Below are 26879 nucleotides of genomic sequence, written 5' to 3'. Positions count from 1 at the left end.
CCGTTTGTCAACCCCCTGTCGACGTTGCTTGCCTTCCCTGAAGCCCTGCCGAGGCTAGCGACACTAAGCAAGCGTTCAGCGCTCTATAATACCCCGCATAAATCAGCCTGATCCAGGCATACCTGATGCCAATTTACCCATATGCCTTTTTTCGGCATCAGCAGGAAAATTACTTTAACTATAATGTTTTTATACATCAGCTTTATGTCTATGATATAAAAACAATCAGCATAAACTTCTCAAAGGAGATTCCATGCCTACTATCCACTCTGAACTCAGGGCCGAACTGGATCAGGTTTTAAAGCAATTATTGTCTGAACAGCAAGCGCTGAGCGATCGCTTGCTTGAGCAAAAAGACTTTCCACTATGGGCGCAACATTTTGATGCGCCAGTGGATCGCGAGCAGTTAGCAGCGTTTGTTAAACTAGTGGTTTATGCCAATGACGAAATGAAGCCTGGTGATACGCTGAATTATATTGGTATGTGTGGGACCGATTTAGCCACAATGGATCAGATTGAGCGAGTCAATCAACTGCGGCACACTTTGCAGCGGGTATTAATGCGCATGGACAAGATTCTGGTCAATCAGGATGAGATAAAAATTCCGCTGTCAAAATTTGCGCTGGAACGTATGGGTTATGCCCGTTTTAGCCGTCGCCAGGCGAGCCGGAAATTTTTCTATTTTCCGCATGGGCTTGAATCCATTTCCTTTACCTGGTTTCGTTCTCGCATGGTATCAAGGCTCAGCGTATCCGATGCGCAACATCTGCTGGAAAAGAAAATTAACGGTGGCGGCGACGCTGCCTATATAGCCGGGTTGAAAATGCAACTGAGGCTGCTTGCCACGATTCCTTTCGATGAACCATTGGCGCAGGTATCGCCGCCGTCCAATCATCCGCGCGCCAACATTGCCTGGTTCGACGAAGACGGTATTTTGCGCCGCAAAGTATGTATGGCGGTCGGGCCGATCTTTTTTTTGGCTAACAAACAATCAGCCCTGCCCCGCTTTCGGGCCTTATCGGAAAATCCCGAAAACAAGCCATTGCGTCTTAAACGTATTGATGTCGAAATAGAGGATGAGATCTTTCTACCATCGATCAAAGTGCATCGGTACTTGCCTGAACTTCGTAAGAAAAAGAAGAACGAACAACAAGACGATTGACCCCAAAGCGACAATTGCAATACAGATGAACTGTAGGTAGAGTTCTCACTCTTACATTTGACTGATTGAGTTGCCTCAGGAGCTATGCAATATGAACATTTATCCGAAACTCCGCATGTTCGGCCTGGGCCTGGCGATCGAACTGTTTTGCCTGCCGGCGCCAGCGGCCGACCTTGATCGCGCTGCCATCGAACAGCTGCTTGCTACAGCGAACAAAACGCATCCTGCCGACCTGCGCAGAAAAGATCTGACCGACCTGGACTTGTCGGGACTGGACTTCCAGAACGCCGACCTGTGGGGCGCCGATCTGCGCAGAAGCAACCTGAGTAACAGTAATTTATCGGGCTTGAATCTGGATTTGACGGTCATGTCCAAGATCAACCTTTCCGGTGCCGATCTGTCCAATGCCAGTATTTTCGGCGTGCATATGGGCGGCGCCAATCTGAGCCATGCAAACCTGACGGGTAGCCGATTTATTGCCAATCTCGACAGAGCAAATCTCAGCCATGCCAATCTGTCGAATGTTGACTGGGGCGTGGATATGAAAAATCAGCCGATGGGTTTGATGCGAGTCAGCCTGAACAATGCCAATTTATCAGGCGCCAATCTGACCAATGCCAACCTGAATAAGGCACTGATGCGCATGGCCAATCTTTCCGGAGCCAATCTGAAAGGAGCGATTTTGTATGATGCCGACCTCTCCAAGGCGAATTTTTCCGGAGCCGATTTAACAGGCGCAGATTTGTCTGGTGCACACTTGAAGGATGCCGACTTTACAAATAGCACATTGACGGGCACCAAATTTACCGGCGTTAAAGATAAAGCAACGTTTCGCGGCCTGGACTCCAGCAAAGGCATCGAATCCGCTGTATTCGATTAATGCCATCTCCAGAGCCTATTAAAATTAGCTGCCGAGCCATTACCAAGAACATGAAACGATCTGGTAGACAGTCAATGGGCTCGGCCAGCCGATCTGATAAACAGCGAACTAATGGATAACAATTTTTTCGGCTTTACGCTCTTCGCTCTTGCCAATTGTCAGTAAATCCCATACCAACACCCCCAACCCGGCCGTTGTTACCCAACCAAAAATCATACGCCACTTCATGGCCCACTGAAACGAGGGCTGGTTCTGCGCGGCAAAATAGCCGGACCAGGTCGAGCCTTCCACGGCCCGCTCGATAAACGACTGCTCGTAACCGGCGATCAGCAGCGCGACAGTCATGCCTACCACGCCGGCATTCAGCAAGCCCAAGGCCCATTTCCAGCGCCACGCATTAGGCGTGCCCGCTGCCATCCAGACACCGCCGCGCCAGTGCTGAATCGCCAGATAAAAGAAGGCGATGTTGATCGTGGCGTAAGCGCCGAAGAACGACAGATGACCATGCGATGCAGACCACTGCGTACCATGCGTATATAAGTTGATTTGCGGCAAAGTATGCATAAAGCCCCATACGCCGGCGCCGAAAAAATTACCGAAGGCATGGGCGATGACCCAGGCCAACGCCGGATGGTTGACGGTTTTGAACGCGTGCACGCCAGAATCGTAAATGGCATGCACCACCATCGCGACCAGTGGAATCGGCTCCAGCGCTGAGAAGAAACCGCCTACCGACAGCCAGTATTCGGGCATGCCGATCCAGAAGTAATGATGCCCTAATCCCAAAATGCCGGAACCAAACATCAATGCGACTTCGATATACAGCCAGGTCTGCACGATCTTGCGTCTGGCACCCAGCAGTTTTATCAGCGACCAGGCCATGATCACGCCAACCAGCACTTCCCAGGTCGCCTCAACCCATAAATGAATCACCCACCACCACCAGTACTGATCATGCGTGATGTTGGTCATGTAAAACATGCCGGCCAGGTAAAGCCCGACCAGGGCAATCAGGTCCAGCGTTAAAACCCCGGCGATACCGGACCATTTGCCCTTGCTGAACGTCGCCACCACGTTGTAGGAAAAGACCAGCATCACTGCTGTAATGCCGAGATCAGCCCAGCGCGGCGCTTCGATATACTCGCGGCCCTCATTGATGAGCCAGAGACTGGAATCCTTGCCCGGCCCGGTCTGAACAAACAAATAAACCAGCACCACCAGCGTAACCGCGCCGGTCAACACCCAGAAGGCGATATTCGCCCATTTCAAGCCAACAATATCGGTGCCGCTTTCGTCTTCGATCAGCCAATAGATAGAGCCAATAAAACCATACAGCATCCAGACAATCATGGCGTTGATATGCACCATGCGATTGACATTGAAATCCAGAATGCCATACAGAAAGCCCGGATAGATAAACTGTAAGGCCGAAAGCAATCCGAATAAAATTTGGGCGACAAATAAAATAATCGCCACACAGAAATATTTAACGGCCAGTTGTTGCCCGGCAGTCAGATTATTAATGTCCAGGTTTACCCAGGCTTTGAAATCTTTTAGTAAATTGCGCGCCTTATCCAGTACCGAAGCCGGCTTAGGAAGAATGTCGTCTAATTTGGTTGTGCTCATGATCACTCCTCCTCTGCTTCAATGGTTTTAAAGTTATACGGAAAGCCATTGGTATCAATGCTGGACATCCACTTTAAAAACGCGACAAGGCCTTTCGCTTCCTGCTCGGTGATGCCCAGATTGGGCATTTTGCGATTGCTGCCGAAAGTACGGGCATTGTTCTCGGGGTCCATCAGAAACTTAACCATCAAATCCTCGCGCAAGTCTTTCGAAAGCCAACCCTGATCCAGCCAGGCTTTAGTCAAGTCGGGCGCAAAATAAGCGCCATTGCCCAGAATGGTGTGGCAATTCATGCAGTTTCTGGTCTGCGCGTTTTTTTTGCCGAGATCGACCAGTTCCGCAGCTTCCTGTTCAGTCAGTTGCTTGCCGAATAAAAACTCATCTTCACCGATAACCGGCACTGATTTATTGAGTTCCTTATTGAACTGATAGTCAATTTTTTTATTGATGATGGCATAAGCCGGCACCCGCTTGCCGCCTGCCTCCGTCTGGCTCAACGAGTCCATCGTCAATATGATCAAAATCACAAACGATACGCCAGTAACCCAGATGGCCATTTTCTTCCAAAATGATTCCGAAGCCCACAGCGGTGTTTCGTTCATTACTCGTCCTCCCGTACTTTATTGACAATCATCATGATGCCCATGCGTTTTAACGCACAAATGCCAGATGCCGATCGGTGCAAAGAAATAGCCGATCACCATCGCTACGGAGATAATCAGCCAATACCCTTGGAATTGCGCGGCCTGGGTCAGTTCAAGCACTGACACAAACAGCACCGTATAGGACGCTAACGCAGCAATTTTGATGCCCGCATGCGCATTGATTCTGGACCACGCGAACAACAACGCATAAGAGGCCCCGGCCAGAATGATCAGTGCCGAGGAAAAGAATGTGATAAAGAAGTCTTTTAAAGCAACAGGTTCAATCATAGCCGATTAAAGCGAGATCAATGATTAACAAACCCCACCGGACTAGATACTGGTGGAGGTAACGTCGCATGCAGCGCCTACTGGTTGGTTAGGCAGGCGCCCTTTTATATCTTGCCTGAAGGCGATTAAAGTCGCCCCACAGGTGGGTTAAAACAGCTTTTCCTTTTTTAGAAAGCCTGCGCCGTAAAATCGGCTCTCATTGAAGACCCGTTTAATCAAGCGATGTGGAAGCGACGTGAAACGCATCCGCATAAATATCCTGCAAACTCGCACCATTAAGATAAGCCTGTCTTTTGGTCTGGTTAACCATTTCGGGATGGCCGCATAGATAAACGCGCCAGCCTTTCAAATTAGGCAATTGGCTTAAAGCGACATCATTGGCACGCCCTACCGCCACACCTGCTGGCGAATCGCCGCGCGACACGCAAGGCGTATAATGAAAATTTGAGTATTGCCGCTCCAGTTCCAGCATTTCTTCAATCCAGTAAAGTCCATCCATCTCGCGGCTGCCGTGAAATAAATAAATATCTCCGGTATGCCCCTGCTGCAGCGCCTCGGCTATAATACCGGCTAACGGGGCAAGTCCGCTGCCCGTGCCGATCAGCAGCATGTTTTGTTCGGGCTTGTTTGGCAGATAATAGCAAAGCCCTTGCGGGTCCGAGACTGCAATCTTATCGCCGACCAGCAGTTCCTGATGAACCCACTCACTGAAACGTCCGCCCGCCAGTCGGCGGATATGAAATGTCAACTTTTTGTCATGCGCACGGCTATTTGCGATTGAGTAGCTGCGCGTCAGGCCGTCGGCTCTTTTGAGATTGACAAATTGGCCTGCATGATAATCCAGCGGATCCTTGCATTCGACTGCCAATAACAGTGTTTCTTGGTTCAGCGGTTTTTTATCGATCACCATGCCTTCGGTAAAAAACGCCGGCTGTTGGCTTAGGGTAATGGCCATGTCTTGTTCCGGATAGCATAAACAGGCCAGAAAATGCTTCTGCTTGCGCAACACATCTTTCAGACCGCTCTGCGAAGCTGCAGGCGGTTCAACGTCCAGGCTGCGCGCCATGCAACTCTGGCAGGCGCCTTGCCGGCAACTGTTCGGAATATCGATATTATCGCGTAATAAGGCATCAAGAACGGTTTCACCTTCGTAACAAATACTGACTTGATCGCCTAACGATATTTTTTTCATGGTCACTACCCAAGCTGTCTTTAATTATTTACCCAGAACGTCATTGCGCGTGCTTTCCGCAATAGCGGCAACTTGCGCGATTAATTCCTGTGGAACATTCAGTTCCTGTAAAGTTCCACTTAGATGTTCCATAACAGCATCAAAATGGGAGTTATCCAGCCCCATCTTGACCAATCTGGCGTGGGCATTGCGCATATCGGTGCCGTTGTAATTGTTGGGTCCGCCAAAAGCCATTGTCAAAAAAGCTTTTTGCTTTGCGGCCTGTTGTTCCATATCAGTATTGTCAAAAAAACGGTTGATTCGATGATCGCTCAAAACCTTGCGATAAAAAATATCGACCGCCGCATTAACTGCCGCTTCGCCACCAAGTTGTTCATAAAGTGTAGGGGTTGGAGTAGCTGTAGCTGTTTCACTCATCTCTTGGTACCTTTAAAAATTATTATTAAAAACCTAGGAGCATTGGTGCTCGAAAATTAGTTTAGTATCGATACAGAACTTTTGCAATATTTATATGACAAAAGGCGCTTGTATACACTACAATTTTACAAGCCTTATCGATTTTTTCCCTAATTTTATTATGGTTTTTCATTTCATTTTATCGTCTTAAACATTAACGAAATGGCAACAAGAAATTTATATGACTGACGGAACGAGCTCTCGACAAGATCAGATATTGAAACTGCTGCTGAACTCAAGGCAAGGCATGAGCCTTGACGAAATCGCCGCTGCATTGAATATCTCAAGAAATGCCGTTAAACAGCATATCGTCGGTCTTGAAAACAGCGATCTCATCAAAAAAGACGCATTCAAGATCACCGGTGGGCGGCCGTCACGCAATTATGTGCTGACTGAAAAAGGCATCAACCGGTTTCCCAAACAATATGCCTGGTTCTGTAACTTAATACTGTCGGAACTCAAAGCAGAGATGGGTGAAGACGCTTTCAGACGCTACATGGCAAGGCTCGGCGCTAAATTCGCCCAAACGCTTATGCCGCAATTCAACGGCAAAGAGCCTGCCGAGCGAATCACCGCACTTATCGAGATAATGCAGACGTTAGGCTATCATGCGATAGAAGACCAGAACAATTCCTCCTCTACCATACAAGCGTTCAATTGCGTTTACCACGATCTGGCTCAGCAATATCCGGAATTGTGCGAATTTGATCGCGCATTGATATCTGCCCTGCTGGACCGCCCGATTGAACAAACAAAGTGCATGACATGTAACGATTGCTCCTGCCAGTTTCTTATCAAATAAATGACCGGTTTAAGCAGGCTGGAAGAGATGCCTGAATACTCCTTACCGCCCATGCAGATCCGCTTTATCTCTTGTTAGTCGACATTAAGCCCTTCTTCCTGCAGCGCTCTTTTTACCGCAGGCCTATCGGCGATTCTTTTTTTATATTGCACCAGCGAGGGCCAGCGTGAAATGTCGATCGACATCAATTTTGCCCATCGCAGCACGACAAATAAATATGCATCTGCGATTGTGAAATCATTGCCCATGAGATAGGGCTGCGCAGAGACATTGTCTGCGACCCATTTAAACCGGGATGACAGCGTTTCCCGAAACAGATTTTTTGCCTGATCAGGCATATTGGCATTGAAGAGCGGTGAAAAAGTCTTGTGCAGTTCAGTGGAAATAAAATTCAGCCATTGTTGCAGATTGTAACGCTCGAATGTACCGGCTGCGGGCGCCAGTTTTTTAGCGGGCACCCTATCGGCAAGATATTGAATAATGGCAGGCCCTTCAGTCAGTTTGTTGCCATCGTCCAGTACCAGAACCGGCACATAGCCATTAGGACTGACGCTGCGAAAATCTTCGCCGGTTTCTGTCAGTTTTTCCTGCAAATCAACTTTAATGAGCTCAAACGGCAGGTCAGCCTCGCATAAGACAATATGAGGCGAGAGCGAACAGGCGCCGGGACTGTAATAGAGTTTCATCGTCGATCTCCTGAGAAAATTAGCCAAAAAATCTATCTGAACGCGGCATCGGTTTGGCTTTCAATGCCGAGTTTCACAGAATCCAAAACTTTAAAATTGGATACTTTCTTCCTGAGACTTGTTCAAAAAAAACTGGTCAAATTTATGACTTACAATTCGGGAATTGTTTATGACTTACACTGCGCTATGCCTGAACTGCATCAGCCAAACCGTTTTGTTGCTGCTGGCCGCCAATGGCGCGCCGGTTTTAGCCCGCCATTGGCTGAAAGACCGTTTCAACCTGCCGGTGGATATGGGGTTAAAACTAGGCGATGGCCGCGCTTTGTTTGGCAGCAGCAAAACCTGGCGCGGCATTATTGCTTCGGTCATTCTCACTTCTCTTGTAGCGATGGTGTTGGGAATGTCTGCGCTTGTGGGCGCTGTGTTCAGCCTGACAGCCATGTCGGGCGATCTGTTGGCCAGCTTTATAAAGCGCCGGCAGGGCCATGCCGAAAGCAGCCGCGTCCGCTGCATCGATACGATCCCTGAATCAATCATGCCTGCGCTGGTGCTGCATGAGCAATTGGGCCTGAGTGTTACAGATATTTTAGCCGTTGCCTTTACTTTTTTTCTGCTCGACGTTTTTCTATCGCCTGTTCTGTATCGGTTTCATATTAAAAACCGTCCTTATTGAGTTATCGCGCAAGGCCGGTTTTACTTGGCTGTTTTTGCATGAAAGAAGCAGAAAGAGCTTAATGGCAAGGTGGTTTCGCGAAAGCAAAACCGCCTTTTATGGGTGTAATTAGATTTCGTCAATCCTCTATCGTAACCTAGCCGATGGAGAACTGCCGATTAATCTGGTTCAAGACATCAGGGTTAAGGCTTGTGATCAAGGAGTAATTTACAGGCAGGAAAAACAGCACTGTTATTGAATTGGGTCAATGTCCAGCACCGCCTTCGCCATTGGTCGTCATGACGTCTTCGGCATGCCCAGCCGAGCCGGCCATATAGGCAATGAGCGCTTCCACATCGGCATCGCTCAGCCTCAGATTCGGCATAGGAACCTCATTATACTTATCAAACAATTGCATCGCGACGGAGTCTTTTTCTGCCAGCATCTGATCTGGTTCTTTTAACCAGCGTGCAAGCCAGGCGTGTTCCCGCTTCTCGGTTACCCCTGACAATCCCGGCCCCAATCCGCCTTCAGCGCCCAGGCTATGACAGGAGTCGCAACGCGAACGATAGAGATCTTCGCCCCGGCTAAGTTCTGGCAAACGCGGCGCCTTGTCATAACGCATCGCCCCTGGGTTCGTTCTATACGCATGTTGTTGCAGCGAATAGCCGAGCAACCTAACCAGAGTCTTAGGCTCATCAAAAGGCGACCGCTTGATCCACTTTCCGGTGACTTCATTTCCGACAATGAGGCTAATGGAGTGGTTACTGGTTACCTGACCTGACTCATCTTTGTTATAAAGCCCCAACTTCTTGCGCAAAAGCGTGATATCTGCCTTGTTTCCGGTCAAGAATGTCCAGCCCGGCCCTACCCTGAACTTTTGCGAATATTCCTTAAGCACCGCCGGCGTATCGTGTTCAGGATCTATACTGATGGAATAGAAGAAAACGTCGCGGCCTGCGCGATCTCCCAGTTCCTTTTGGACCTGGCGCAGGCTGGCTGTCTCTGCCGGGCAGGAGTCCGAGCAATGCGTAAAAATGAAATTGATCGCTACCACCTTATCCTTGATGAGATCGTCATAGAAACGAACTGTTTTTCCATCCTGCGTCACCAGAGAAATATTGGGAAAGTAGTCCGCTCCCCAGCGGGAACCGGCAGAAACGGCCCAAGCCGGGCCGCATCCAAACATCAGGACGATGGAGACTAACAGAGAGATAATAATCATATTCCTATCTTTCATGCTATGCCTTATGGTTGTTATTACATTTAGTCAGTCCTCCATCGCAACCTCGCCGATGGAGGACTGCCGATTGGTTTGATTCAAGATGTCAAAAACCGGGCAATCATCTTCTGGGCAAATTGACCGTAATCGTAAAGTTTTGGGTAGCCGACAATCCGCCCTGGTCTGTTACCCGCACTGATACAGATTGAGGACCTCGCTGCAAGACCCTCCAGGTAATCTGACCTGTTGAAGGATTAATGCTCATGCCCGCAGGGCCAGAGACCAAGGAGAACGTCAGTGTATCGCCCGGCGCATCTGTCGCCGTAACCCTGTAACTATAAGTTTGACCGAGGTTCGCCGTAGTCATGGGTGTTGAGGTAATCACCGGCGCAGTGTTTGCAACGGGAGCAGGCTCGACTGTCGCGTTAAAGCTTGCGGTGGTCGACGCTTGACCATCAGAAACCTGCACGGTTACCGAATGAGATCCTTCCTGCCCATTTGCCGGCGTCCAGGCGATCACCCCTGACGCACTGTTAATGCTCATGCCGGCCGGTGCAGCCGTCAATGAGAAAGTAAGAGCGTCACCTTCGGCGTCGCTCGCCTGCACCGGCAAGCTGAATGCCTGTCCTACGGTTGCAGTCTGATTTGCAATCGCATTGATCGTCGGCGCAGTGTTTGAGCCGCTTCCGGTGTTATCTGATGCACTAATACCGGTTTTAAAAGTCGGCACGTCTGTAGTGTTAGTGGGATCATATTCAACCCCCTCCCATCCTGTAACAGGCGTAGGCAAGGCTAAGGTCTGGCCCGGATGCTGGATATCCCACCGCAACAGCATGGCCTTATCCTCATGCTGGGTGTTGTGGCAGTGCTCCATGTAAGTGCCTGCGAACTCCCGGAATCGAATGGCCACATCCACAGTATCGGAACTGTCCGGCGCATCACCTATGCGATAAACGTCCTTGCGCGCCCACTTTTCCCATACGGGTGGAGGATTACCGTCTCGTTTGAGAATCTGCCCCTCCTCGAAATGAATGTGGACCGGATGGCTCCAGCTACCGCCTCCGTTCTTGATGTGCCAAATCTCGGCAGTGTCCTTGTCCGGGGCCGCCGATAAACGATGAGGGTCCATGGTAACCCCCTTACCGCCGTCGGTCTTAATGGTCCAGGGTTTGTCGTCAGTACCGCTGCTGCGCCCGAAATCGAATTCCCTGTGAATCGCGTTCTGGAGTTCCGTCGTCGTAAACGTCGGCAGCGGGATCATCTTCTTTTTGCCTTCGACGTAATCGGCCGGATTCATGCTGAGGTCAGCCTGACCCACTGGCATGCTTTTCACGCGGAATTCAAGGAACTTGCCAACGCCCGGGTCGCCATTGATGCCATCGGCTTTATACCGCCCACTCAAAACATTGCCGAGCGGTATTGCTTGCCTCGGGCCTCTGCCGCCTTCATGCTCCAGCAGATTGACGAAGTAGAGCTTGTCGCCTTCCTTGAAGTTTTTGAAGTCAATAACGATGTCGTAACGCTCGGCAATACCTTGTACAGGCAGATCGGCTGACTGGGCATTGGGGAACGGCACCGCATGTTCCATGAGGTTGCCATCGTTGGCGATCATGTGAAACGGCACGCGTTGGCCTTGCGCGTTCACCAGGGCGATCTTGAAATACCGCGATACGCTGCCGTTCAGGATGCGGAAGCGATAACGGCGCGCGCGCACTTCGATATACGGCTTCCACTGCCAATTGACGGTGATCTGGTCGCCGACAAAGCCGTCCGTGTTGAAAATATTAAAATAAAGTTGGCCGTTTTTGTCCCAGGCCTTGTCAGCGACCATCAGATTGACGTCATAGTCGCGGTTTCCCCAATCGAGGGCCTTGCCGCTGGGCAAGCAAAGATTTACGTTTTTCGGATTGGCGTAGTGACAGCCATAGCCGGGCTTCGCGCCGCCCGTTACTTCCAGCACGCTGGCGGGCTCTCGGCCGCGATCAACAGCACTGTAATAGTTCATCATCGCGGCATTGCCTTTATAAACATTCGGCGCGGTGAAGTCGAGCATGTGGTCATGAAACCAATGGGTACTCATTGTTTCCCGCCAATCGCCGGGAATTTTAGTAATGCCGCCATTGCCATCCGGGGTGCCGGCTGCCGGATCGCTGGCAAAGGGATTAATACTGTCGTGCCCGGCAAGAATCATGGGCCAATGATAGTCGTAGAATTCGCCAGGATAGAAATAAGCGGCAGTATAACCATCGCTCTCAGCCGGGTTGTGGCCGTTATGCTCATGCGTACTGATAGTCTGGTTGCCAAAACCGAAGTTTGCCCCGGCATCCAGCGGCAGTGCGTTGTAATGGCGGAACAGAACAGGTTGGCCATAGCGCGCCATAAGAAGTTTTGGCGGAAAGGTTCCGTCGAAGGTCCAAAGCGCTTTCGGATTCTGGACAGGCATTTTCGGATGAATTCTGGCTTCGATTCCTTTCGTGGTTCCGTTAAGATGATAAAGTCCTCCGCTGCCGAACTCCCCTTTGCTGTACCCATGCAGCTGATATTGATCGCGCAGTCCCTGGTTCGTGCGCGCCCCGGTCTGCGCGCTCTGGAAGTAAACCTTTGGAAAGAACTCATCCCACCGCTGATGGGCAAAGAACTCTCCTGATGGCCGCCCTTCCAGAACGGTCTGATTGAACGTGCCAACGCAATCCTTGACCTTATCCTCCCAGGCATTAGGCAGCAAATCATTCGCTTCCATAGTGGGAAGAGGGTGAAGAGGTTCTTTCAGGAAGTCGTCGAGTTCCTTGCCGTCCGGCATACTTTGGCAGTCTGAAGTTGCAGGCAGAGAACTGGTGCTTGAAGATTGGCCGGCCGGCATCGGCTGCAGGCCGAACTCCTCAAACATCAGCAGTGGCGCACTGAATGCCGTGGCGCCAAACAATGGGCTGGGCGATGCAATCCCATCCGCCACGCCCGTCGGAATATCGAAATCTTTTGCATAAGCTGCCCCGACTGTCATACTGAGAAGACAAACCAATTGTGTAGCTCTATCGAAATACAGCTTCAAATTACCGGCATTATCTTTTTCATTAATAACGCAATAATGGTTAATAGCTTTCCTGGACATGACACATGAATAACGAGTCAAAATCTTCTCGCGTTTATTGAAGTTCACTGCATTGATAATCTTCTTACACACAATAACCTCCGTTTAGTTCTTATAGTTGTACTGGAAAGTTAGCTTAAATAAGCGCTTGCCCAGCCTCCTCATTGGTCATGCTGCTGGTGATGGATTAGCGTCCGCATTCGGACCGATATCATTTTTTAAATGTAATAAGCCACCTCGTTACAGGAGCCAGTGTTAAAACTTTCAGATCGATGAAAATCCGTAGGAATGTCATGATCGGTGCTCCTCTTCCGATCCTTGTCGATTAACCGCTTGAGTTAAGCGCCATGTTATTTTTCGCTGTTAATGTAGAGCCGATCCTATTTGTACCTCTGCGAAAACTCCTTGCGCGCTTCGTCGCCCAGCATCTTATAAGCATCTTTTATGCTGTCTTGAGCACTCAGCAGCAAAAGGTCCTTCCCTTTAATCAACTTTTCTTTTTTATCGTTTGTCGGGGCGCTGGCAATTGCGTCAATTTTCTCTTGAGCAGATGCCAGATCCTGTTTTGCCGAGGCAATCTTTTTGCCATAGGCTGAAAGCAATTCCTCATGAATCTTGGCATTTTTCCCCGAGGCTTTAAGGGCGTCTATGCGTTTTTGAATTCCCAAAGAAGCTGCATCGGCATCCGATACAAGCTGGTTTTCCTTTGCTGCAAGAAACTGCTTTTCTGCACGCGCAACCGTGTGCCTGCTCTTTATCCATTCAGCCTTTATTTTATCGGCGACGTTTTTGATATCCTGCTTTGTTGCGCTCTTATTAATCTCTGATTTGAATGCATCAAACGCGATAATTTCGGCATCAAGCTCAGAGATCAGGGTTTTTCTTTCTGAATCGCTCAGCGTAGTCATGTTGTCTACCCTGGTTCTGAAAGGGCCCAGTTGCTTCAGGCGATTGTTGACTTGAGTTAAAAGATAATTTTTCCCTCTGCCAACCATGGCCTCCACATTGTCGAGACCGCCTTTTTCTTCAGCGAAAGACTTTCCTACCGTGAAGCTGTCTCTTTTTGCGGATTGCTGACCTTCCGCAGCCTGGTTTCCTTCCTGTCCTGTCAGTGTTTTTGCAATTTGCATGCTTTTATCGAGGACATTGTCTACGGATGAGGAGGCAAAGATTGCTGAAACAAAAATAGTGATTACAAGTAATGCTGTTGCGAAATATTTCATAAAAATGCCTTAAATTTCTAAATCAAGATCGAATATCGTCGATGCTTCTTGAGCTGACGGCGTCCTGTTTCGCCCTTTTTTCAGGATGGTGGCTGTGGGAGCGGCTTTGGAACCGTCCCACAGGCATCCGTGCAGCGAACTACGATTTTAATAGTGCGTTTTCTGAGTTATCGCCCCCTGCCCGTTAAGGTGCCGGTTGGGTTATTGCTGGCGTTGCTCACTATTGATAACGTTCCTGTAAACAGCTGGGCGGCAGTCGGCCTGAAGGTGGCGATAAGCGTGCAGGAACTGCCCGGAAGAACGCGTGTGGCACAGGTGTTCAGACTGCTGATCCCGAACGGCGCAGTCGCGCTCGCCGAGGTGATGAAGAGCGGGGCGGTGCCCGTGTTTCTCACCAGAACAGGCGCGTTGACAGTAGTACCCACCGGTACAGCCAGGCCAGCAAAGAAGCTCGTGTCGGCGACAGTAGCAGTCGTGGGCGGGATTATGCCGGTGCCGCTTGCCGTAACGCTGGAGGGTGACCCTGCCGCATTGTGCACGATATTGATAGTGACTGTCTTGCTACCGGCCGTAGTAGGCCTGAACCGCACACTGATAGTGCAGGAATTGCCCGATGTCACAGTCGTACAGCCGTTAGTTAACAAGAATTGTGTCGTATTACCAGTCATTGAAACATTGGATACGATGAGATCTTGCCCTCCGGTGTTGGAGACAGTGATGGTTCGAGCTGCCGAGGTAGTCCCGGTGGCTTGGTTCGGGAAAGTCAGCGAGGTAGATGATAGTGCGGCGATAGGGCCTGCTGGAAGGCCTGTGCCACTCACCGTGATGCTGGATGATGATCCCGCTGCGTTATGGGCAATGGAGACAGTAGCTGTCTTATTGCCGGCTGCAGTGGGCGCGAACTGCACATCGACTGTACAGGAATTGTTGGGCGCGACAGTCGCACAATTGTTGTTAGTCAACAAGAACTGTGACGCATCGGCGCCCGCCAATGCGACTCCCGATACGATGAGGCTAGAAAGCCCAGTGTTGGTGACAGTGATGGTCTGAGCCGCCGATGTAGTACCGGCAACCTGATCAGGGAAACCCAACACCGGTGAAGCAGGCGACACTTCGGCTACCGGAGCGGTTAGTTCCGCTATGGAGACTGGAGCGGCGCGGACATCACAGGTATTTCTAAGAGCGCCGAGAACATCACAGAAGCTGAGCTGCTCGATATTCCACAGAATATCGGTACCGTCATTGACGCCACCGCCACCACCGCCAGCGGCAGTATTATCACGTACACTCACGCTGCCATCGGCATTAGCGGTGATAGTGTAATTAACTGCCGGCCCTGAGAATAACGCCGTGTCGCAGTTGAGCGGTGTTGCAGCGCCGCAGTCAGGTGCGGGAACGGCCGGAGTCAGGATCTCACGAACGGCCACAATTTGGCCTGGATCGACAAGACCGGCGAATACCGCTTGTTGCAAGGTCATATTGGTAGTGCCAGAGCCAAAGCTTCCTGTAACGGCCTTGTTCTCCATGAGATTAGTGCTGCCAATCTCAACGCCCGTGCCGTCCGGGTTAGCACGAATACTGAGCCGGACGTTCAGGTAACGGTCGCCATCGAGAATGTCATTGGCGCCGCGCCCTTCGAGCTGGTCACTGCCGTCTCCGCCAAGGAGGATATTGCCCTCACCCCAGACGAAGTCACCGGTTAACAGACAAAAGTTGGTTACGGAATTGGCAATGACCGAAGCCAATGGCGTAGCCGTGCCCGCAGTCAGAGGCGGAACTAAGGCATCAAGACCGGCAATGCGGTCCAGACCGGCCTGGTCTAGCGCATCGCAGCCAATGAAGCCGCCACCACCAACCTGGCTAGGGATAATGTCATCGCCGCGCAGGGTATCGTTAAACTTCCAGCCGGACAACGCTTCAACTTCATTGTACCGGTCGCGAGTTTCGTTTACGGGTGGAGTGTTGAGAATCAGCAGAGCCAAATCAGCATTTTGAGGCTGTGGATCGCCCACACCAATCACCCAGTCATAGCCAGCGGCTCCGGCATTCTTCTCGACGCCGGGACCCGCCACGCCAATGTCGTCGCCGCCTTCCATGTCATAGTCGTCATCGCCGCCCTGACCGATCAGGATGTCATGGCCGGGCAGGTTGTGGTCATCGAAAAACAGAGTGGAACTGTCGCCGATCAGGAGGTCAGGCTGGTCGCCGCCCTCTTCCCAGTCGTCGCCGCTGTCACCGAAGACGGCATCTGTACTCTGTCCAGCAATAGAGAAGTCATCACCTGGGCCAGCAAAAGTTTCATTGATATTGCCACCGCCGTTGGTGAAGTCCTTGCCATCGCCGCTCATAATGATGTCGTCGCCGATACCGCCGTCGATGGCATCATTGCCAGGACCGCCTTTGAGGACGTCAGCACCGCCGAAGTCAGTGATGATGTCATTGCCTTCGCCGCCAAGAGCAACGTCGTCTCCGCCGCCGCCTTCGATTCTGTCATTGCCAAGGCCGCCCCAGAAAGTGTCGTTGTCGTTGCCGCCGTAGAAGTCATCGGCAAAATCAGTGCCGTTGTAAACACTTTGGCCGTTGATACCCGCCGGATCGACACTGTTGATTGAGCGATATCGTATCGTGCCGTCAGGCTCTCGCAGCAACAGAAGATTTTCGTTACATTCCGAAGCCGGATCATCATTGACCGAACCTGGGCCGGTAATAGCACTGCCTGCAGCCGCAGGGAAAGTAAGGTTGCCGCGCTCAAACTTGCAGTCGGCTGTCGCGAACGGATCAGCCTTCAGGGTGTGGGCTGGCGTATTGCGCATTATCAACTCGGCGAATGAATTGCCCTCGAGCTGGGTCCGAAGGTTCATACCCGGCGTGCGAGCCAGATAATAGAACCGGTCGCCGTTCTGGAGATCGGTGAGCTGTTTCTCGAACACATAGTTGAAAGTAGGACCCAGCAGGCCGCCAAACAGGTTAGTGTTTTCGGCAAGACCGCCCACCCAGAGGTCGATATCATCAACCCCGGTTTTGGATACGCCATTCGCATCATTCACCCAGGAACCCGTACTGAACATGAAGTCAGCGCTGTCATCGGGAGGGAAGATGTTGTCGGCGCTTTCATCTACACGTGTATTAGGATCGTCAACCAGGACGCCATCCGGTCCGGGCAGAACTGTACCGTTGACGATCTGGTCAGCGGCATTACGTTTACCGTCTAAAGTCGTTGCAGCAACAATGGTTGGATGTTTACCATACGCGGCAACAAAGTTGAGTAACGACGCATGGTGCTTAAGCACCTGGTCGAAATCAATCCAGTTTGCATAAGGCGCCAACTGACCATCGTTTGTTGTCGCGAAAATTTGCTTGCGAACGTTGTTCAGAGAAGGAATACCTTCACTGCGGGCGCGCGCCATGTTGATGCTGGGCAAATCGAGAGGCAGGCCCAGCAGGTGGCTGCGCATCGTTTCAGAAACGAATTCGTCTATCTCGTTACCGGTCTGATCCGATAAGCCCATGAGAATGGCGCCGGCCGCTTCCCTGGAGTTGATTCTGACGCCGTTGCCGCCGTCATTGTAGACTGCCGGGTTAAGGAATCCGTCGAACAGTGGTATGTCATTGTGCAACGGCGCACCAAGCGCCACAGATTCAGACGAATTTAAGCGCGGAATCGTATCGGTCAGCATTGAGTGGCCGAAACGGTAGACTGCATGGGCAAATTCAGCCGTGATGGCCGGGTTGAGGTCCGTCTGGTTGAAGGCAAAAGGCTCGAAAGGGTTGATGGCAGGCTGGACCTTGCGCGCAAACTCCTCGAACACCAGATGCTGATATTCCATCTCAGTGACGAAACGGGCGGCCTGGAACAGGCGCTCTTCATAGGTAAAGGTCTTATCTGGTCCCGGAGTGAGATTGACGTTCTTGAAATCCGCCAACAGCTCGGCGTTCTCGGGCCGGGTCAGCACGCCATCAGTCGGATTGCTGTAGTAATCGACCAGGCGATTGTGCTCGGAGTGGAAGACCTGATGGACCGCAGTCAGCGCAATATTCTCGTTGCAGCGCCCATCGCCGCAGATGAAGTGCAGATCCAGCAGTTCATCATCATACTCGCCGGTCGCGACCGGATCGAGGCTGCCGCCCGCCGTATCATCGGCATCAGGCGTCTTGGGAGCAGTGACAGTTCCCGGATCTGCGCTATGTGCGATGTCGTTCAGAAATGCCGTTTTGATACGTTCCACGTTAGACGGAGCGGCAACCGGAGCGCTCAGGTTGCCCTCGACGAGGCCGGTAGCCGTCACGTACTGAGGAAGACCGTTCGGGCCGGGCAGGAAGTTGCCGTACTGATCGGCCGCTATCATTGGGATGTCGCTGACGTCCGCATCGACAAGCTGAAGACCAAGCTTAGTTGCCGCCTGCTCCTTGATCATCGCCCAAGTGGGCAAACCGCCATCGGCTTGCTCGAAGAACCTGCCGGTCGCAACTGGCTTGCCCTCAGCATTGAGAACATACTCGCGGGTGAAGACCTGGTGCGACGAATGTGAAGTGTAGGTCTGGCTTTGATCTACGAACGGGGTGTCAGTGTTCGGGGCATTACGAAAGCCGTCAGGACCTTGTATGATAGTGCCGCGGGTCATGACCATGAATCGCTGTTGAGCCGGAAGATCATCGGCATTGCCGAAAATGTGGTCCGGCCCGGCGACCAGCGGGTCGTCCTCCTTCAATGGAACGAAAACCTGTCCATTGCCTCCGTTAGTGATCTTATCGAGACCATGGTCGAAAAATTGGCCAAAGATTGTAAACAACGAGTTGAATGGCGGCGAAAGACCGACATCAGTGGTAACGTTCGGGATGAACAGGGTTTGATGCGCAGGCACACATCCTGCGGGGAGCCCGTCGGTACCACCCGGCGTTGTCGGTTCCGTCGTGCATGGGAAAACCCCTTCATTGCCCTGGGTTCTAATGGGAAAACCAGCCACATTGACGGCAGCCGGATTGGTTGAAGTTTGGTCAACGATCAGGTTGCTGATCACGCGGGGCGAGGAGTCGAAAACAGAACCGCTGGTCTGGTTGTAGTTTGTGTTGATCCCGGCTCCCGGGAAACCTAGCGGGATCTTATCCGCAGGCTTATTGAAATTCGGTGTGGTCAGGCGCGGGAACGGCTGGTCTGCGGCGCCGAATTTCTCTTGGCCGGCTTGTAGGTTGTTGCAAGTCCCGTCTACCGTTCGCAGTCCGAGGGAAAGGAGCGGGCTGCCGATCTGGTTAGGGCCGTTGCCGAGAAGCGCTCCGCAGGGGCCTGTTGCTGGTGTGGTATTCGTTGAGTGATATTCAGAGATCTTAATCTGTTGAAGGATATAGGCTAGATCGGAAGCAGTGACAGTGAAGCCCGAACCGACCTGTGCGGGATTTACTGCGGCAAACGATGGAGCTACGCCGATATTCGGCATGGCCATGAGCAGCGATATCAATGCGGCTAAAGGTCTCTTGCCTTTTGGAGCAAACCTGGGTCGAGTTCTAATTAACATTTTTCATTCCCCATATTGATGGATGGACTTGCCATCTGGAGGAACCCTTTGGCGTCAGGCCAGGCCTTCGAAGGGGGGCCGCATATGTTCTCGCTGGCCAGAAGCCGCCTGGCAACAGCATCACAATTACGCTAAATACAGATGTCATAACTACATACTCCTTACTCAAGATTATTTTCAGGTTCAAACATCCTTCTGCTTTAGCTGAAGGATGTTCTATTCTTGACTACGGCAGTAGGTTATATTTAGTGTCAATCCTATACACTACAGTCAACACTGTATTTCAATGTAAGGAAATCCTGTATTTATGAGCTAGGGTATGAGCAAGGATGTAATCCGAACGAGATATCTTTTGGATGCACTGGTTTTGCGGAAATAAATAGGGAGACTTCCGCCCGGCAAAAAAACAAATATAGGGATTGGGAAATGTATTTACGCAAGCTGAACTATGCAAGACCTGAACAGCAGGTGTTCCATAAAGTTCGTGAAAAGCAGGCGCAACATGGAGAGTTGCTTGATGAGATTATCAGCTGATGTTGCGCATAGACCGTTTTTATCCTGCCTGCCGCGCTTTTCATTCAACTCGCAGCACATCGTTGCCTGAATAGTGATGCACGCATGTAGGTGCAAATTTACTTGTGCCCCTTGCGGGTATTCGCACTACAGAAACCGGTACACGGGCGTTTGTCCCGGGTCGAATACACTCTAAAAGGCACAAGTGAATTCGATCCTACAGTTGCTCCAATTTTGTTAAACCCATCGCAATTCGGCTGATGCGTAACATCAATTATCAGACCGGGCAATCGGTATTGGAAAAGTCAATAATCCAAGCTCCAGGAAAAAAATTCGCCACGATGTAATCAGTTAGATTTACCCATTGACTGACTTCGTCCAAAACAGCTGAATCGGAGGTAATTGCAATTTGACCGGAACGGATGATGAATTGATCAGGATTGTCCATTAAAGCAGCCTGCCAGTTCTGGCCCTGAGCTTCAGCGATTTCGCGCACCATGACCGCCAAGCGGCCGCTATTGGAAACAGGTCTGTCGAAAACCCATAGGATGTTTTCCGGCCCGAAAATCTCAAGCGCCTGACCGATAAGCACTATGACATTGCCGGTTTCATGGACCTGCCGGTAAGTGCCGTGGATGCTGGCTATATCGCGGATGCAGCCATCCCGGCAGCGCAGCGCTACGCCGCCGGCCATGATTGTTTCGATTGTAATGACCAGATTGAGCCCATCGATAACCAGTTGCCGCTCTTTGATGGCCTCAATCGGCAGGCATTTCGCTGCTCTCATCGCCCTGCTTTCATCCGAGCAGGCTGCTCTGGAAATAGCCAGGCGTTGGCGTTTAGGCAACTGGTAATGGTCGCCTACCAGCTTGATGGCGGAATGCCGAGCATAGCCGCGATTGAGTAGCCAGTCAAGGTCATAGGCGGCCTTGCGCAAGTGCAGCAAATTCTCATCGTTGAATAACTCTTTATCGCCGAGGTGCGCGCTTCGATGCCTTTGTCCATGCGTATTCATATTTTGCTGCCTGGCCCATTAAGATTATATTCCCGGCCTTGACTCCATGTGCTCCTGCCTGCCGGCGATCAGCATGCGCGCCAGTCTGCGCAAACCTTCCGAGGAAATCTCCAGGCCGAAAGGCGCGCCGAGATTCTCAAGCTCATACATGACGTCGGTCGCGGCTATGAATGTCAGATATTGCATGCCTTGTATACCGGGCACTTCCTTGGCGACGGTTTTCAGGACAGGCGCCAGACGCTCCCAAGTGTCGGTAAAGAATACGCGGACAGGATCGGCGCCGTTCGCGCTCTGCCCTTTCAAGCCGGCCTGGAAGGCGGCTCGCGAATCCAGCAGAATTTGCATCAAGGTTTCGCGCACCTCCTGCGACTGGGTGTCATCGGACGCCTTTTTAATGGCTGATGACAAAAACTCATCCCATTGCTGCCAGGTGGCCGCCCATTGCTGTTGCTCCGCTTCGCTGAAGGCCGGAGCCGGACCTTGCTTGGACGCGGCCATTTGAGCCGGCGCATCGAAGGCGAGATTAACGTTAATGCCGTTATCTTGCGCCTGAACGTTGTTGAATCTCAGCGTATTCACTATCTCCTGAAATTGCGCGGCGTTCTCTCTTGGCAAAAACTTGGCCAAGGTTTGCTGAATATCGACACGGGATTCATTCAGATCCACTTTCACGGCAGCAAGTCTGGGTTCGACGACGCGGGTGATCAGATCCTGCAATTTATCGATAGTCAATTGACGGCCTTGACTATCGTAAGCGTTGGCGCGAGTCACAGGAAAGGTCACGACAGACTGCTCGGCATTCAGGGTCGGCTGCTGAAAAGTCTCCAATACCCCCGCCCAGTCCAGCATGGGTACGCATTGACCGCCAAACCCGGTCCCGAACCGGGCCTGGACTTCATTTAATAGCCGGACCTGACCGTTTTGTCCGCTGACCTGTGGATTGGAAAACTTTAAATAACTGCATCCCTGCTTGTCGTTCCAGAGCTGGGCGCTGTGGCCAGCACCTTTGTAGAGCTGTGTAACCAGCGCTTTCTCAATCATGCTGTAATCAATCTGCAGCGGAACGGTGATTTGATTCGCCCAGCCGCTGTTTGAAAAAAGCGCGGAGAGGCTGAGCATCGTTATTGGAAAATATTTTTTCATGCGTTTTCTCCGAAAAATCAATGGACGGCCATCGAGCCGCCCTACTACGCTTGTAGCTTTATTTCGTTTTCTTGGTCTCTTCTTCCTGCTTGGCCGTAACATCGGCTGTTACAGGCTCAGAAATATCCTCCTCAATGGCAGGATGCTTGGGGCGGGTAAATTGGCGGCCTATGAACAAATCATTACCGACCACCAGCACGTCACGCAGCCAATCGGCGGAAGCCTGGCAGCCAGCCGAATAAGGCGGCTCCTTGCAGAGATCCACTTTCCCGTCGTGTGCAAGGTTGAAATGCAGGCCAGGCAATGGCCGCACCCGCATATCCGGCATGGAGTCGGTATAATCCATGATGGTCGGCTCGTTGAAATTCAGCAGGTTCAGTACGAACTTGGGCACCTGATAAAGCGGCATGCTGCCGAATTTAACCGGCCCGCGTTTGCCGTCGATGATCAGCATCGGCGTGCTGACATAAAACCTGAACATATCGGGCGTAAAGTCGCTGCGGTTGGATGCCAGCACGCCTGAATCGACATAGCCGGCAAAATTCTCGCCCAGAAAAGGCAAGTGATCGCCAAACAATACAATAATGCCGTCCGGATCGCGTTTGCGCATTTCGTCAATAAAACCCATCATTTCCCTGGACTTGTAATAGACTGTATTACCATAACTCGATACTTCCTCTACAGGAGAAGGCGATGACACTTTATCGGGCCTGTTTTCGCTTAAAGGATAATTCCAGTGCCCGAAATAGGTCACGATATAATCCAGAATCGGTTGCTTCGCATCCAGAGACGGCTGGATTTTCTCCATAACCTGGCGGTACAGCGAAACGTCGGACAGAAATTCGCGGTTCATGTCATCCAGCACGAAATCCTGTATCGAATAGTAAGTCTGGAAACCGATGCGCCGATAAGCATTTACACGATTCCAGAAGACGGGCACATTAGGATGGGATGCTATTGTCTTGTAACCGTTTTCGGCAAGAATATGCGGCAGACAAGGCACATCGTTCAGCAACTGGCGCTCGAATTTGACGTTATCCTTAACAACCGGAAACCCGCACAGGACTTCAAATTCCGAATTGGCGGTAAAGCCGCCGAATACCGGCGATAGCGCATGTGAATAGCCCGCGCTTTTCCAAAGCTTGCGAAATTCCGGCGACAGCGGATTCTGCTTGTATTTCGCTTTCTTCAGTTCATTCGGGTCCCAGAAAGACTCCAGCAGGACGAGATGTACATTGCGCGGCGTAAACGACTGAGCATCGGCGACTTTTTTCGGCGCAGCCATCCGCAGTTTTTCAGCCGCTTCCTGAGCCCTGTCCAGATCAGGCACCACATCGGCCTCGACAATACGGCGCGCGCTCTCCTGAATGGTATAAACCGTCGCGCCGTGCCAGACATAATTGGAACGCTGATCCCATACTGAATTGCCAAAGAATTTATCGAGAGGATCGACAATCAACTTGGGCTCATAGGTCATGGTGATGCCGAACAGAAATACAACGAAACTGGCGACATAAGAGGTCCAATGCCGCATGGTAAAGTTGTACAACAGCAACCCAGCGATGGCGGCCAATGGCACCGCCGCGGCAAAGAACCGCCAGCCTTCGAGGATCAGCAACAGGGAGCGTAACGCATGTATATCGTCCGGCATGATCGGGCCGCCGAAAAAAGATATCTTTATAGCATTGCCGACATAGAGTATGCCCATCACCAGGGCCTGGATCACCAGGAAGATCCATAGGCGTCTTGAAAAAGCGAAGAGGATGTAACCGATAATGACTTGCAGCAGATAATCGTAAGGTATGGCTTTAAAGTGGAACTCTACGTCGAATTTAAAGACGCTGATCAGATAATACAGCGCATAAAACACCGTCGTGGAAATAACGGGTAAAAATTTTAATAACATAATGATTAAAAAAGTGGGATTTCTGGAAACAGTCAAATAGATTGCTGATTGGTCTCAGCTTATTATAACCATCCTTACTGCACGCTGAATCATCTTCATCTAATTTTCATTATTGCCGGCTTCTCTTTATCCGTCATAGAATGCCCGTTTCTTATACTTTTAATTTTGGGGGTTTCAATGTCAGATACAATTTGGTTCAGAACCGGTGAAGCAACGGTATTTTCCAGCGAAGGTCAAGGCACGGACGCGATGCCTGAGATCCTGATTGGCGATGTTAAAGGGCCGGCAGGCCAGGCGTTTGCCAATCTGATGGGACAGACCGAAGGCCATACGCGCATGTTCGCCATTCGCGCCTGCAATCAGCAGGTGCGCCCTGCCACTATCATGGTGCCTAAAGTCACTATCAAATCCAGCGCTTATGTAAATCTGTTCGGCGGCCCTGTGCAGTCCGCCGTGGCTGACGCAGTGCTGGACAGCGTGATTGAAGGCGTTATTCCGGCTGATAAAGCCAATGATTTGTGCATTATCGCGATGCTCTGGATCGCCCCTGAATGCGCGGCGGACCCGGATGTGGATCGCAAGGATTTATACCGCACCAACTATGAAGCCATGAAGTTGGCTATTTCGCGCGCCATGAGCAATTCGCCCAGCATTGAGGAATTAATTGCCAACCGCAATAAAATTGTTCACGAGATGTACGATCCTGAAACTGGCGAGTCTCAGTGGTAATTTTGGATTGATGGACTTGGCCCCCATTCTGCTGTGCGGGATGGGAGTCATCTTTATCCGCCAAGCAGAATCGATTCCATACCCTCGAATTCGACAGTGGGATGATGCTTGAGAATTTTTTGCTTAATATCCGCTAGGCAGGATCGGTTCTATACCCTCAAATTCGGCAGTCGGATGATGCTTGAGAACTTTTTGCTTAATATCCTCTATCCGTTCGCGGGGGATATCGATTAGAACGAGCAATTCACCCTTTTCAATGGCATCTTCAAACTGTTTCAGCTTGGTATTTCCGACATTCATCCCCATCAGGCCGCCTCCCAGCGAACCAATGGTTGCGCCAGCCATGATGGCGCCCAGTATGGCGCCTCCGGCGATCACAAATCCGGAGAAAGCCAAACCCGCCAGACCGGCTAATAATCCACCGGTGCCGCCCAAGAGAGCGCCTCGTTCCAAAGCCGGAATAAAATCCGTTTTCTGCAATAGGGAGGCTTCAGGCATATCCTCTAGCGGCGTATCCCGTTTGGCGAGTACATGGATATGCCGTTCTTCTATACCTTCAGCACGCAGTTCGTCGACAATTTTATGGGTCGTTTCAATATCAGGAACTAAAAAGTATATTGTTCTCATGATGTTTCCAACTCAAGTCAGATTAAACAATCCGGATTTCTGCTTTAACGACAATAGAACTGGAACTAAAATCCGTTATTTTATTATGATGAAAAGACGATTTTTATCAATTAGTGCGACTACTTAAGCTATCTGTATGCATTCACTGGAAAATTCTCCCGCCGAAAATGCAAAATACGGCAATGTGTCACTCAAGCTGCTTGTAGGTTCATGTTATACTTAGCAGTTAATGTCTCAGCTTGATCGCCAATTTACCCGCTTAAAACAGTTGGACCATGAGTAGAATTGAACTTGATGCCTGCGCCGAATGCGATTTGTTATTGAATCCGGCCCAGCCAGCCATGGGCGACAAAGCGCAATGCCCCCGTTGCGGTTACTTGCTCCAGCGCCCGCGCAAACAAAGCATCGAGCGCACCTTCGCACTGTCGATCGCCGGACTGATACTGATTTTTCCGGCCAATCTATTGCCGCTGGTCGGCATAAAAGTGCTGGGCAACACGCGAGACGGTACGTTATGGTCCGGCGTGGCAACGCTATACCAGGAAGACATGTGGGCTGTCGCCATACTGGTGTTCTTATCCAGCATACTGTTCCCTTTGGTTAATATTGTGCTGTCTCTGCTGGTGAGCGGCCATCTTTATTTCCAGAAACCGAACCAGCTTCTGCCGCGCTGGATGCGATGGCTGCAACACATTGAAGAATGGGCCATGCTGGAGGTTTACACGCTGGGCATTATTGTTGCCTGCGTCAAGCTGGCATCGATGGCTGAGCTCAGATTCGGCTTCGGCCTGTATGCATTTGTCACTTTATTGATCGTTAACGCCATGCTGGCCAGCAGCCTGGATCAATACCTGTTCTGGCGCCGTATAGAACAGCTGCGCCCTAAGCATTCTCCATGAAAAAAGAAGTAAGCGCACTGGCGCAAGGCCTTATCCGCTGCCATGACTGCGGCTGTTTGACAAATATCTCGGCGGCTGGCCGGCCTTCGCATTGCCGGCTTTGCGGCAGCTCTCTGCATGCGCGCCTGCCGAACAGCATGCAGCGCACCTGGGCGCTGTTGATCAGCGCATTTCTGCTTTACATTCCGGCCAATCTTTACCCGATCATGACCGTTACCCAATTGACTGCCGGCGAACCGCACACGATTATCGGCGGCATTATCGAACTGATCAAAGGCGGCATGATGCCCATCGCCATGCTGGTCCTGGTCGCCAGCATTCTGGTGCCGCTGCTGAAACTGCTCGGCATCGCCTTACTGCTGCTGTGCACGCATTACCGCTGGCAGGTCGACGCCCATAAATGGACGGTCATGTATCGTATTATCGCCTTTGTCGGCCGCTGGTCCATGCTCGATATTTTCATGATTTCCATCCTCGTTTCTTTGGTCGATATGGGCGGCATTGCCCGTGTTATTGCAGGGCCTGCGGCCACGGCATTTGCGGCCGTCGTGGTGCTTACGATGCTTGCGGCCAAAAGTTTCGATCCACGCCTCATCTGGGACAACCAACATTAAGT

The 26879-nt window shown here is 51.1% G+C and carries 21 protein-coding genes; 7 read left to right on the top strand and 14 right to left on the bottom strand.

Annotated elements, in window-relative coordinates; translation table 11 throughout:
* Nucleotides 1–310 precede the first annotated feature (310 nt).
* Together IT781_RS13980 and IT781_RS13975 are read left to right on the top strand one after the other, a co-directional pair.
* Complete coding sequence (locus IT781_RS13980; RefSeq protein ID WP_194970785.1) at nt 311–1162, top strand: hypothetical protein; 852 nt, start codon at nt 311–313, stop codon at nt 1160–1162.
* A 91-nt stretch (nt 1163–1253) separates the two neighbouring features.
* A complete protein-coding gene (locus IT781_RS13975) occupies nt 1254–2042 on the top strand; it encodes a pentapeptide repeat-containing protein (protein ID WP_194970784.1) in 789 nt (262 codons plus the stop codon).
* 108 nt (nt 2043–2150) lie between these two features.
* Here IT781_RS13975 and IT781_RS13970 read toward each other — a convergent pair whose 3' ends face one another.
* The 5 genes from IT781_RS13970 to IT781_RS13950 form a co-directional block, all read right to left on the bottom strand.
* Nucleotides 2151–3668: a cbb3-type cytochrome c oxidase subunit I gene (locus tag IT781_RS13970; protein WP_194970783.1), complete on the bottom strand. Its 1518-nt coding sequence runs from the start codon at nt 3666–3668 to the stop codon at nt 2151–2153.
* A 2-nt stretch (nt 3669–3670) separates the two neighbouring features.
* On the bottom strand, nt 3671–4270 hold the full coding sequence (locus IT781_RS13965) for a cytochrome c (RefSeq protein WP_194970782.1): 600 nt from the start codon (nt 4268–4270) through the stop codon (nt 3671–3673).
* Between the two features lie 18 nt (nt 4271–4288).
* On the bottom strand, nt 4289–4600 hold the full coding sequence (locus tag IT781_RS13960) for a hypothetical protein (protein WP_194970781.1): 312 nt from the start codon (nt 4598–4600) through the stop codon (nt 4289–4291).
* 211 nt (nt 4601–4811) lie between these two features.
* Nucleotides 4812–5792 carry a 2Fe-2S iron-sulfur cluster-binding protein gene (locus IT781_RS13955; RefSeq protein ID WP_194970780.1) on the bottom strand — a complete coding sequence of 327 codons (981 nt, stop codon included), beginning with the start codon at nt 5790–5792 and terminating at the stop codon, nt 4812–4814.
* Nucleotides 5793–5816: 24 nt separating this feature from the next.
* Nucleotides 5817–6209 carry a group 1 truncated hemoglobin gene (locus IT781_RS13950; protein ID WP_194970779.1) on the bottom strand — a complete coding sequence of 131 codons (393 nt, stop codon included), beginning with the start codon at nt 6207–6209 and terminating at the stop codon, nt 5817–5819.
* Nucleotides 6210–6429: 220 nt separating this feature from the next.
* Here IT781_RS13950 and IT781_RS13945 point away from each other — a divergent pair, with 220 nt between their 5' ends.
* Nucleotides 6430–7050: a metalloregulator ArsR/SmtB family transcription factor gene (locus IT781_RS13945; RefSeq protein ID WP_194970778.1), complete on the top strand. Its 621-nt coding sequence runs from the start codon at nt 6430–6432 to the stop codon at nt 7048–7050.
* 74 nt (nt 7051–7124) lie between these two features.
* Here IT781_RS13945 and gstA read toward each other — a convergent pair whose 3' ends face one another.
* Nucleotides 7125–7736, bottom strand: coding sequence for a glutathione transferase GstA (gstA, locus tag IT781_RS13940; protein WP_194970777.1), 612 nt, complete (start codon nt 7734–7736; stop codon nt 7125–7127).
* A 169-nt stretch (nt 7737–7905) separates the two neighbouring features.
* On the opposite strand from gstA, the gene IT781_RS13935 reads away from it, so the two are divergent.
* Nucleotides 7906–8409, top strand: a complete 504-nt coding sequence (locus tag IT781_RS13935) for a CDP-archaeol synthase (protein WP_194970776.1) — start codon at nt 7906–7908, stop codon at nt 8407–8409.
* Nucleotides 8410–8653: 244 nt separating this feature from the next.
* Here IT781_RS13935 and IT781_RS13930 read toward each other — a convergent pair whose 3' ends face one another.
* The 7 genes from IT781_RS13930 to IT781_RS13900 all read right to left on the bottom strand — a co-directional run bounded on the left by IT781_RS13930 (nt 8654) and on the right by IT781_RS13900 (nt 24008).
* Entirely contained in the window at nt 8654–9628 is a 975-nt protein-coding gene (locus IT781_RS13930; RefSeq protein WP_194970775.1) for an SCO family protein, read from the bottom strand.
* A 103-nt stretch (nt 9629–9731) separates the two neighbouring features.
* Complete coding sequence (locus IT781_RS22885; protein ID WP_194970774.1) at nt 9732–12791, bottom strand: putative Ig domain-containing protein; 3060 nt, start codon at nt 12789–12791, stop codon at nt 9732–9734.
* A gap of 287 nt (nt 12792–13078) precedes the next feature.
* Nucleotides 13079–13921, bottom strand: coding sequence for a hypothetical protein (locus IT781_RS13920; RefSeq protein WP_194970773.1), 843 nt, complete (start codon nt 13919–13921; stop codon nt 13079–13081).
* Between the two features lie 167 nt (nt 13922–14088).
* Nucleotides 14089–19431, bottom strand: a complete 5343-nt coding sequence (locus IT781_RS13915) for a peroxidase family protein (RefSeq protein WP_194970772.1) — start codon at nt 19429–19431, stop codon at nt 14089–14091.
* Between the two features lie 790 nt (nt 19432–20221).
* A complete protein-coding gene (locus IT781_RS13910; protein WP_194970771.1) occupies nt 20222–20959 on the bottom strand; it encodes a DUF434 domain-containing protein in 738 nt (245 codons plus the stop codon).
* A 24-nt stretch (nt 20960–20983) separates the two neighbouring features.
* Nucleotides 20984–22102 (bottom strand): hypothetical protein, encoded by a 1119-nt coding sequence (locus tag IT781_RS13905; protein WP_194970770.1) that lies wholly within the window; start codon nt 22100–22102, stop codon nt 20984–20986.
* 58 nt (nt 22103–22160) lie between these two features.
* A complete protein-coding gene (locus IT781_RS13900; protein WP_194970769.1) occupies nt 22161–24008 on the bottom strand; it encodes an LTA synthase family protein in 1848 nt (615 codons plus the stop codon).
* 177 nt (nt 24009–24185) lie between these two features.
* Here IT781_RS13900 and fae point away from each other — a divergent pair, with 177 nt between their 5' ends.
* Complete coding sequence (gene fae, locus IT781_RS13895) at nt 24186–24737, top strand: formaldehyde-activating enzyme (protein ID WP_194970768.1); 552 nt, start codon at nt 24186–24188, stop codon at nt 24735–24737.
* Nucleotides 24738–24860: 123 nt separating this feature from the next.
* Here fae and IT781_RS13890 read toward each other — a convergent pair whose 3' ends face one another.
* Entirely contained in the window at nt 24861–25364 is a 504-nt protein-coding gene (locus IT781_RS13890; RefSeq protein WP_194970767.1) for a DUF1269 domain-containing protein, read from the bottom strand.
* A gap of 275 nt (nt 25365–25639) precedes the next feature.
* Here IT781_RS13890 and IT781_RS13885 point away from each other — a divergent pair, with 275 nt between their 5' ends.
* On the top strand, nt 25640–26263 hold the full coding sequence (locus tag IT781_RS13885) for a paraquat-inducible protein A (RefSeq protein WP_194970766.1): 624 nt from the start codon (nt 25640–25642) through the stop codon (nt 26261–26263).
* On the top strand, nt 26260–26877 hold the full coding sequence (locus tag IT781_RS13880; RefSeq protein WP_194970765.1) for a paraquat-inducible protein A: 618 nt from the start codon (nt 26260–26262) through the stop codon (nt 26875–26877). The genes IT781_RS13885 and IT781_RS13880 overlap by 4 nt, the downstream gene beginning before the upstream one ends.
* Nucleotides 26878–26879 lie beyond the last annotated feature (2 nt).

The organism is Methylobacter sp. BlB1, from assembly GCF_015476545.1.
GTDB lineage: Bacteria > Pseudomonadota > Gammaproteobacteria > Methylococcales > Methylomonadaceae > Methylobacter.
The sequence above is the reverse complement of the archived record's forward strand: the minus strand, read 5'-3'. Positions and strand labels throughout refer to the sequence as shown.

Excerpts from the sequence above, each read along its gene's own strand:
- IT781_RS13975 (WP_194970784.1), top strand. The coding sequence starts at position 1,254 with ATGAACATTTATCCGAAACTCCGCATGTTCGGCCTGGGCCTGGCGATC.
- IT781_RS13970 (WP_194970783.1), bottom strand. The coding sequence starts at position 3,668 with ATGAGCACAACCAAATTAGACGACATTCTTCCTAAGCCGGCTTCGGTA.
- IT781_RS13965 (WP_194970782.1), bottom strand. The coding sequence starts at position 4,270 with ATGAACGAAACACCGCTGTGGGCTTCGGAATCATTTTGGAAGAAAATG.
- IT781_RS13960 (WP_194970781.1), bottom strand. The coding sequence starts at position 4,600 with ATGATTGAACCTGTTGCTTTAAAAGACTTCTTTATCACATTCTTTTCC.
- IT781_RS13955 (WP_194970780.1), bottom strand. The coding sequence starts at position 5,792 with ATGAAAAAAATATCGTTAGGCGATCAAGTCAGTATTTGTTACGAAGGT.
- IT781_RS13950 (WP_194970779.1), bottom strand. The coding sequence starts at position 6,209 with ATGAGTGAAACAGCTACAGCTACTCCAACCCCTACACTTTATGAACAA.
- IT781_RS13945 (WP_194970778.1), top strand. The coding sequence starts at position 6,430 with ATGACTGACGGAACGAGCTCTCGACAAGATCAGATATTGAAACTGCTG.
- gstA (WP_194970777.1), bottom strand. The coding sequence starts at position 7,736 with ATGAAACTCTATTACAGTCCCGGCGCCTGTTCGCTCTCGCCTCATATT.
- IT781_RS13935 (WP_194970776.1), top strand. The coding sequence starts at position 7,906 with ATGACTTACACTGCGCTATGCCTGAACTGCATCAGCCAAACCGTTTTG.
- IT781_RS13930 (WP_194970775.1), bottom strand. The coding sequence starts at position 9,628 with ATGAAAGATAGGAATATGATTATTATCTCTCTGTTAGTCTCCATCGTC.
- IT781_RS13920 (WP_194970773.1), bottom strand. The coding sequence starts at position 13,921 with ATGAAATATTTCGCAACAGCATTACTTGTAATCACTATTTTTGTTTCA.
- IT781_RS13915 (WP_194970772.1), bottom strand. The coding sequence starts at position 19,431 with ATGTTAATTAGAACTCGACCCAGGTTTGCTCCAAAAGGCAAGAGACCT.
- IT781_RS13910 (WP_194970771.1), bottom strand. The coding sequence starts at position 20,959 with ATGAATACGCATGGACAAAGGCATCGAAGCGCGCACCTCGGCGATAAA.
- IT781_RS13905 (WP_194970770.1), bottom strand. The coding sequence starts at position 22,102 with ATGAAAAAATATTTTCCAATAACGATGCTCAGCCTCTCCGCGCTTTTT.
- IT781_RS13900 (WP_194970769.1), bottom strand. The coding sequence starts at position 24,008 with ATGTTATTAAAATTTTTACCCGTTATTTCCACGACGGTGTTTTATGCG.
- fae (WP_194970768.1), top strand. The coding sequence starts at position 24,186 with ATGTCAGATACAATTTGGTTCAGAACCGGTGAAGCAACGGTATTTTCC.
- IT781_RS13890 (WP_194970767.1), bottom strand. The coding sequence starts at position 25,364 with ATGAGAACAATATACTTTTTAGTTCCTGATATTGAAACGACCCATAAA.
- IT781_RS13885 (WP_194970766.1), top strand. The coding sequence starts at position 25,640 with ATGAGTAGAATTGAACTTGATGCCTGCGCCGAATGCGATTTGTTATTG.
- IT781_RS13880 (WP_194970765.1), top strand. The coding sequence starts at position 26,260 with ATGAAAAAAGAAGTAAGCGCACTGGCGCAAGGCCTTATCCGCTGCCAT.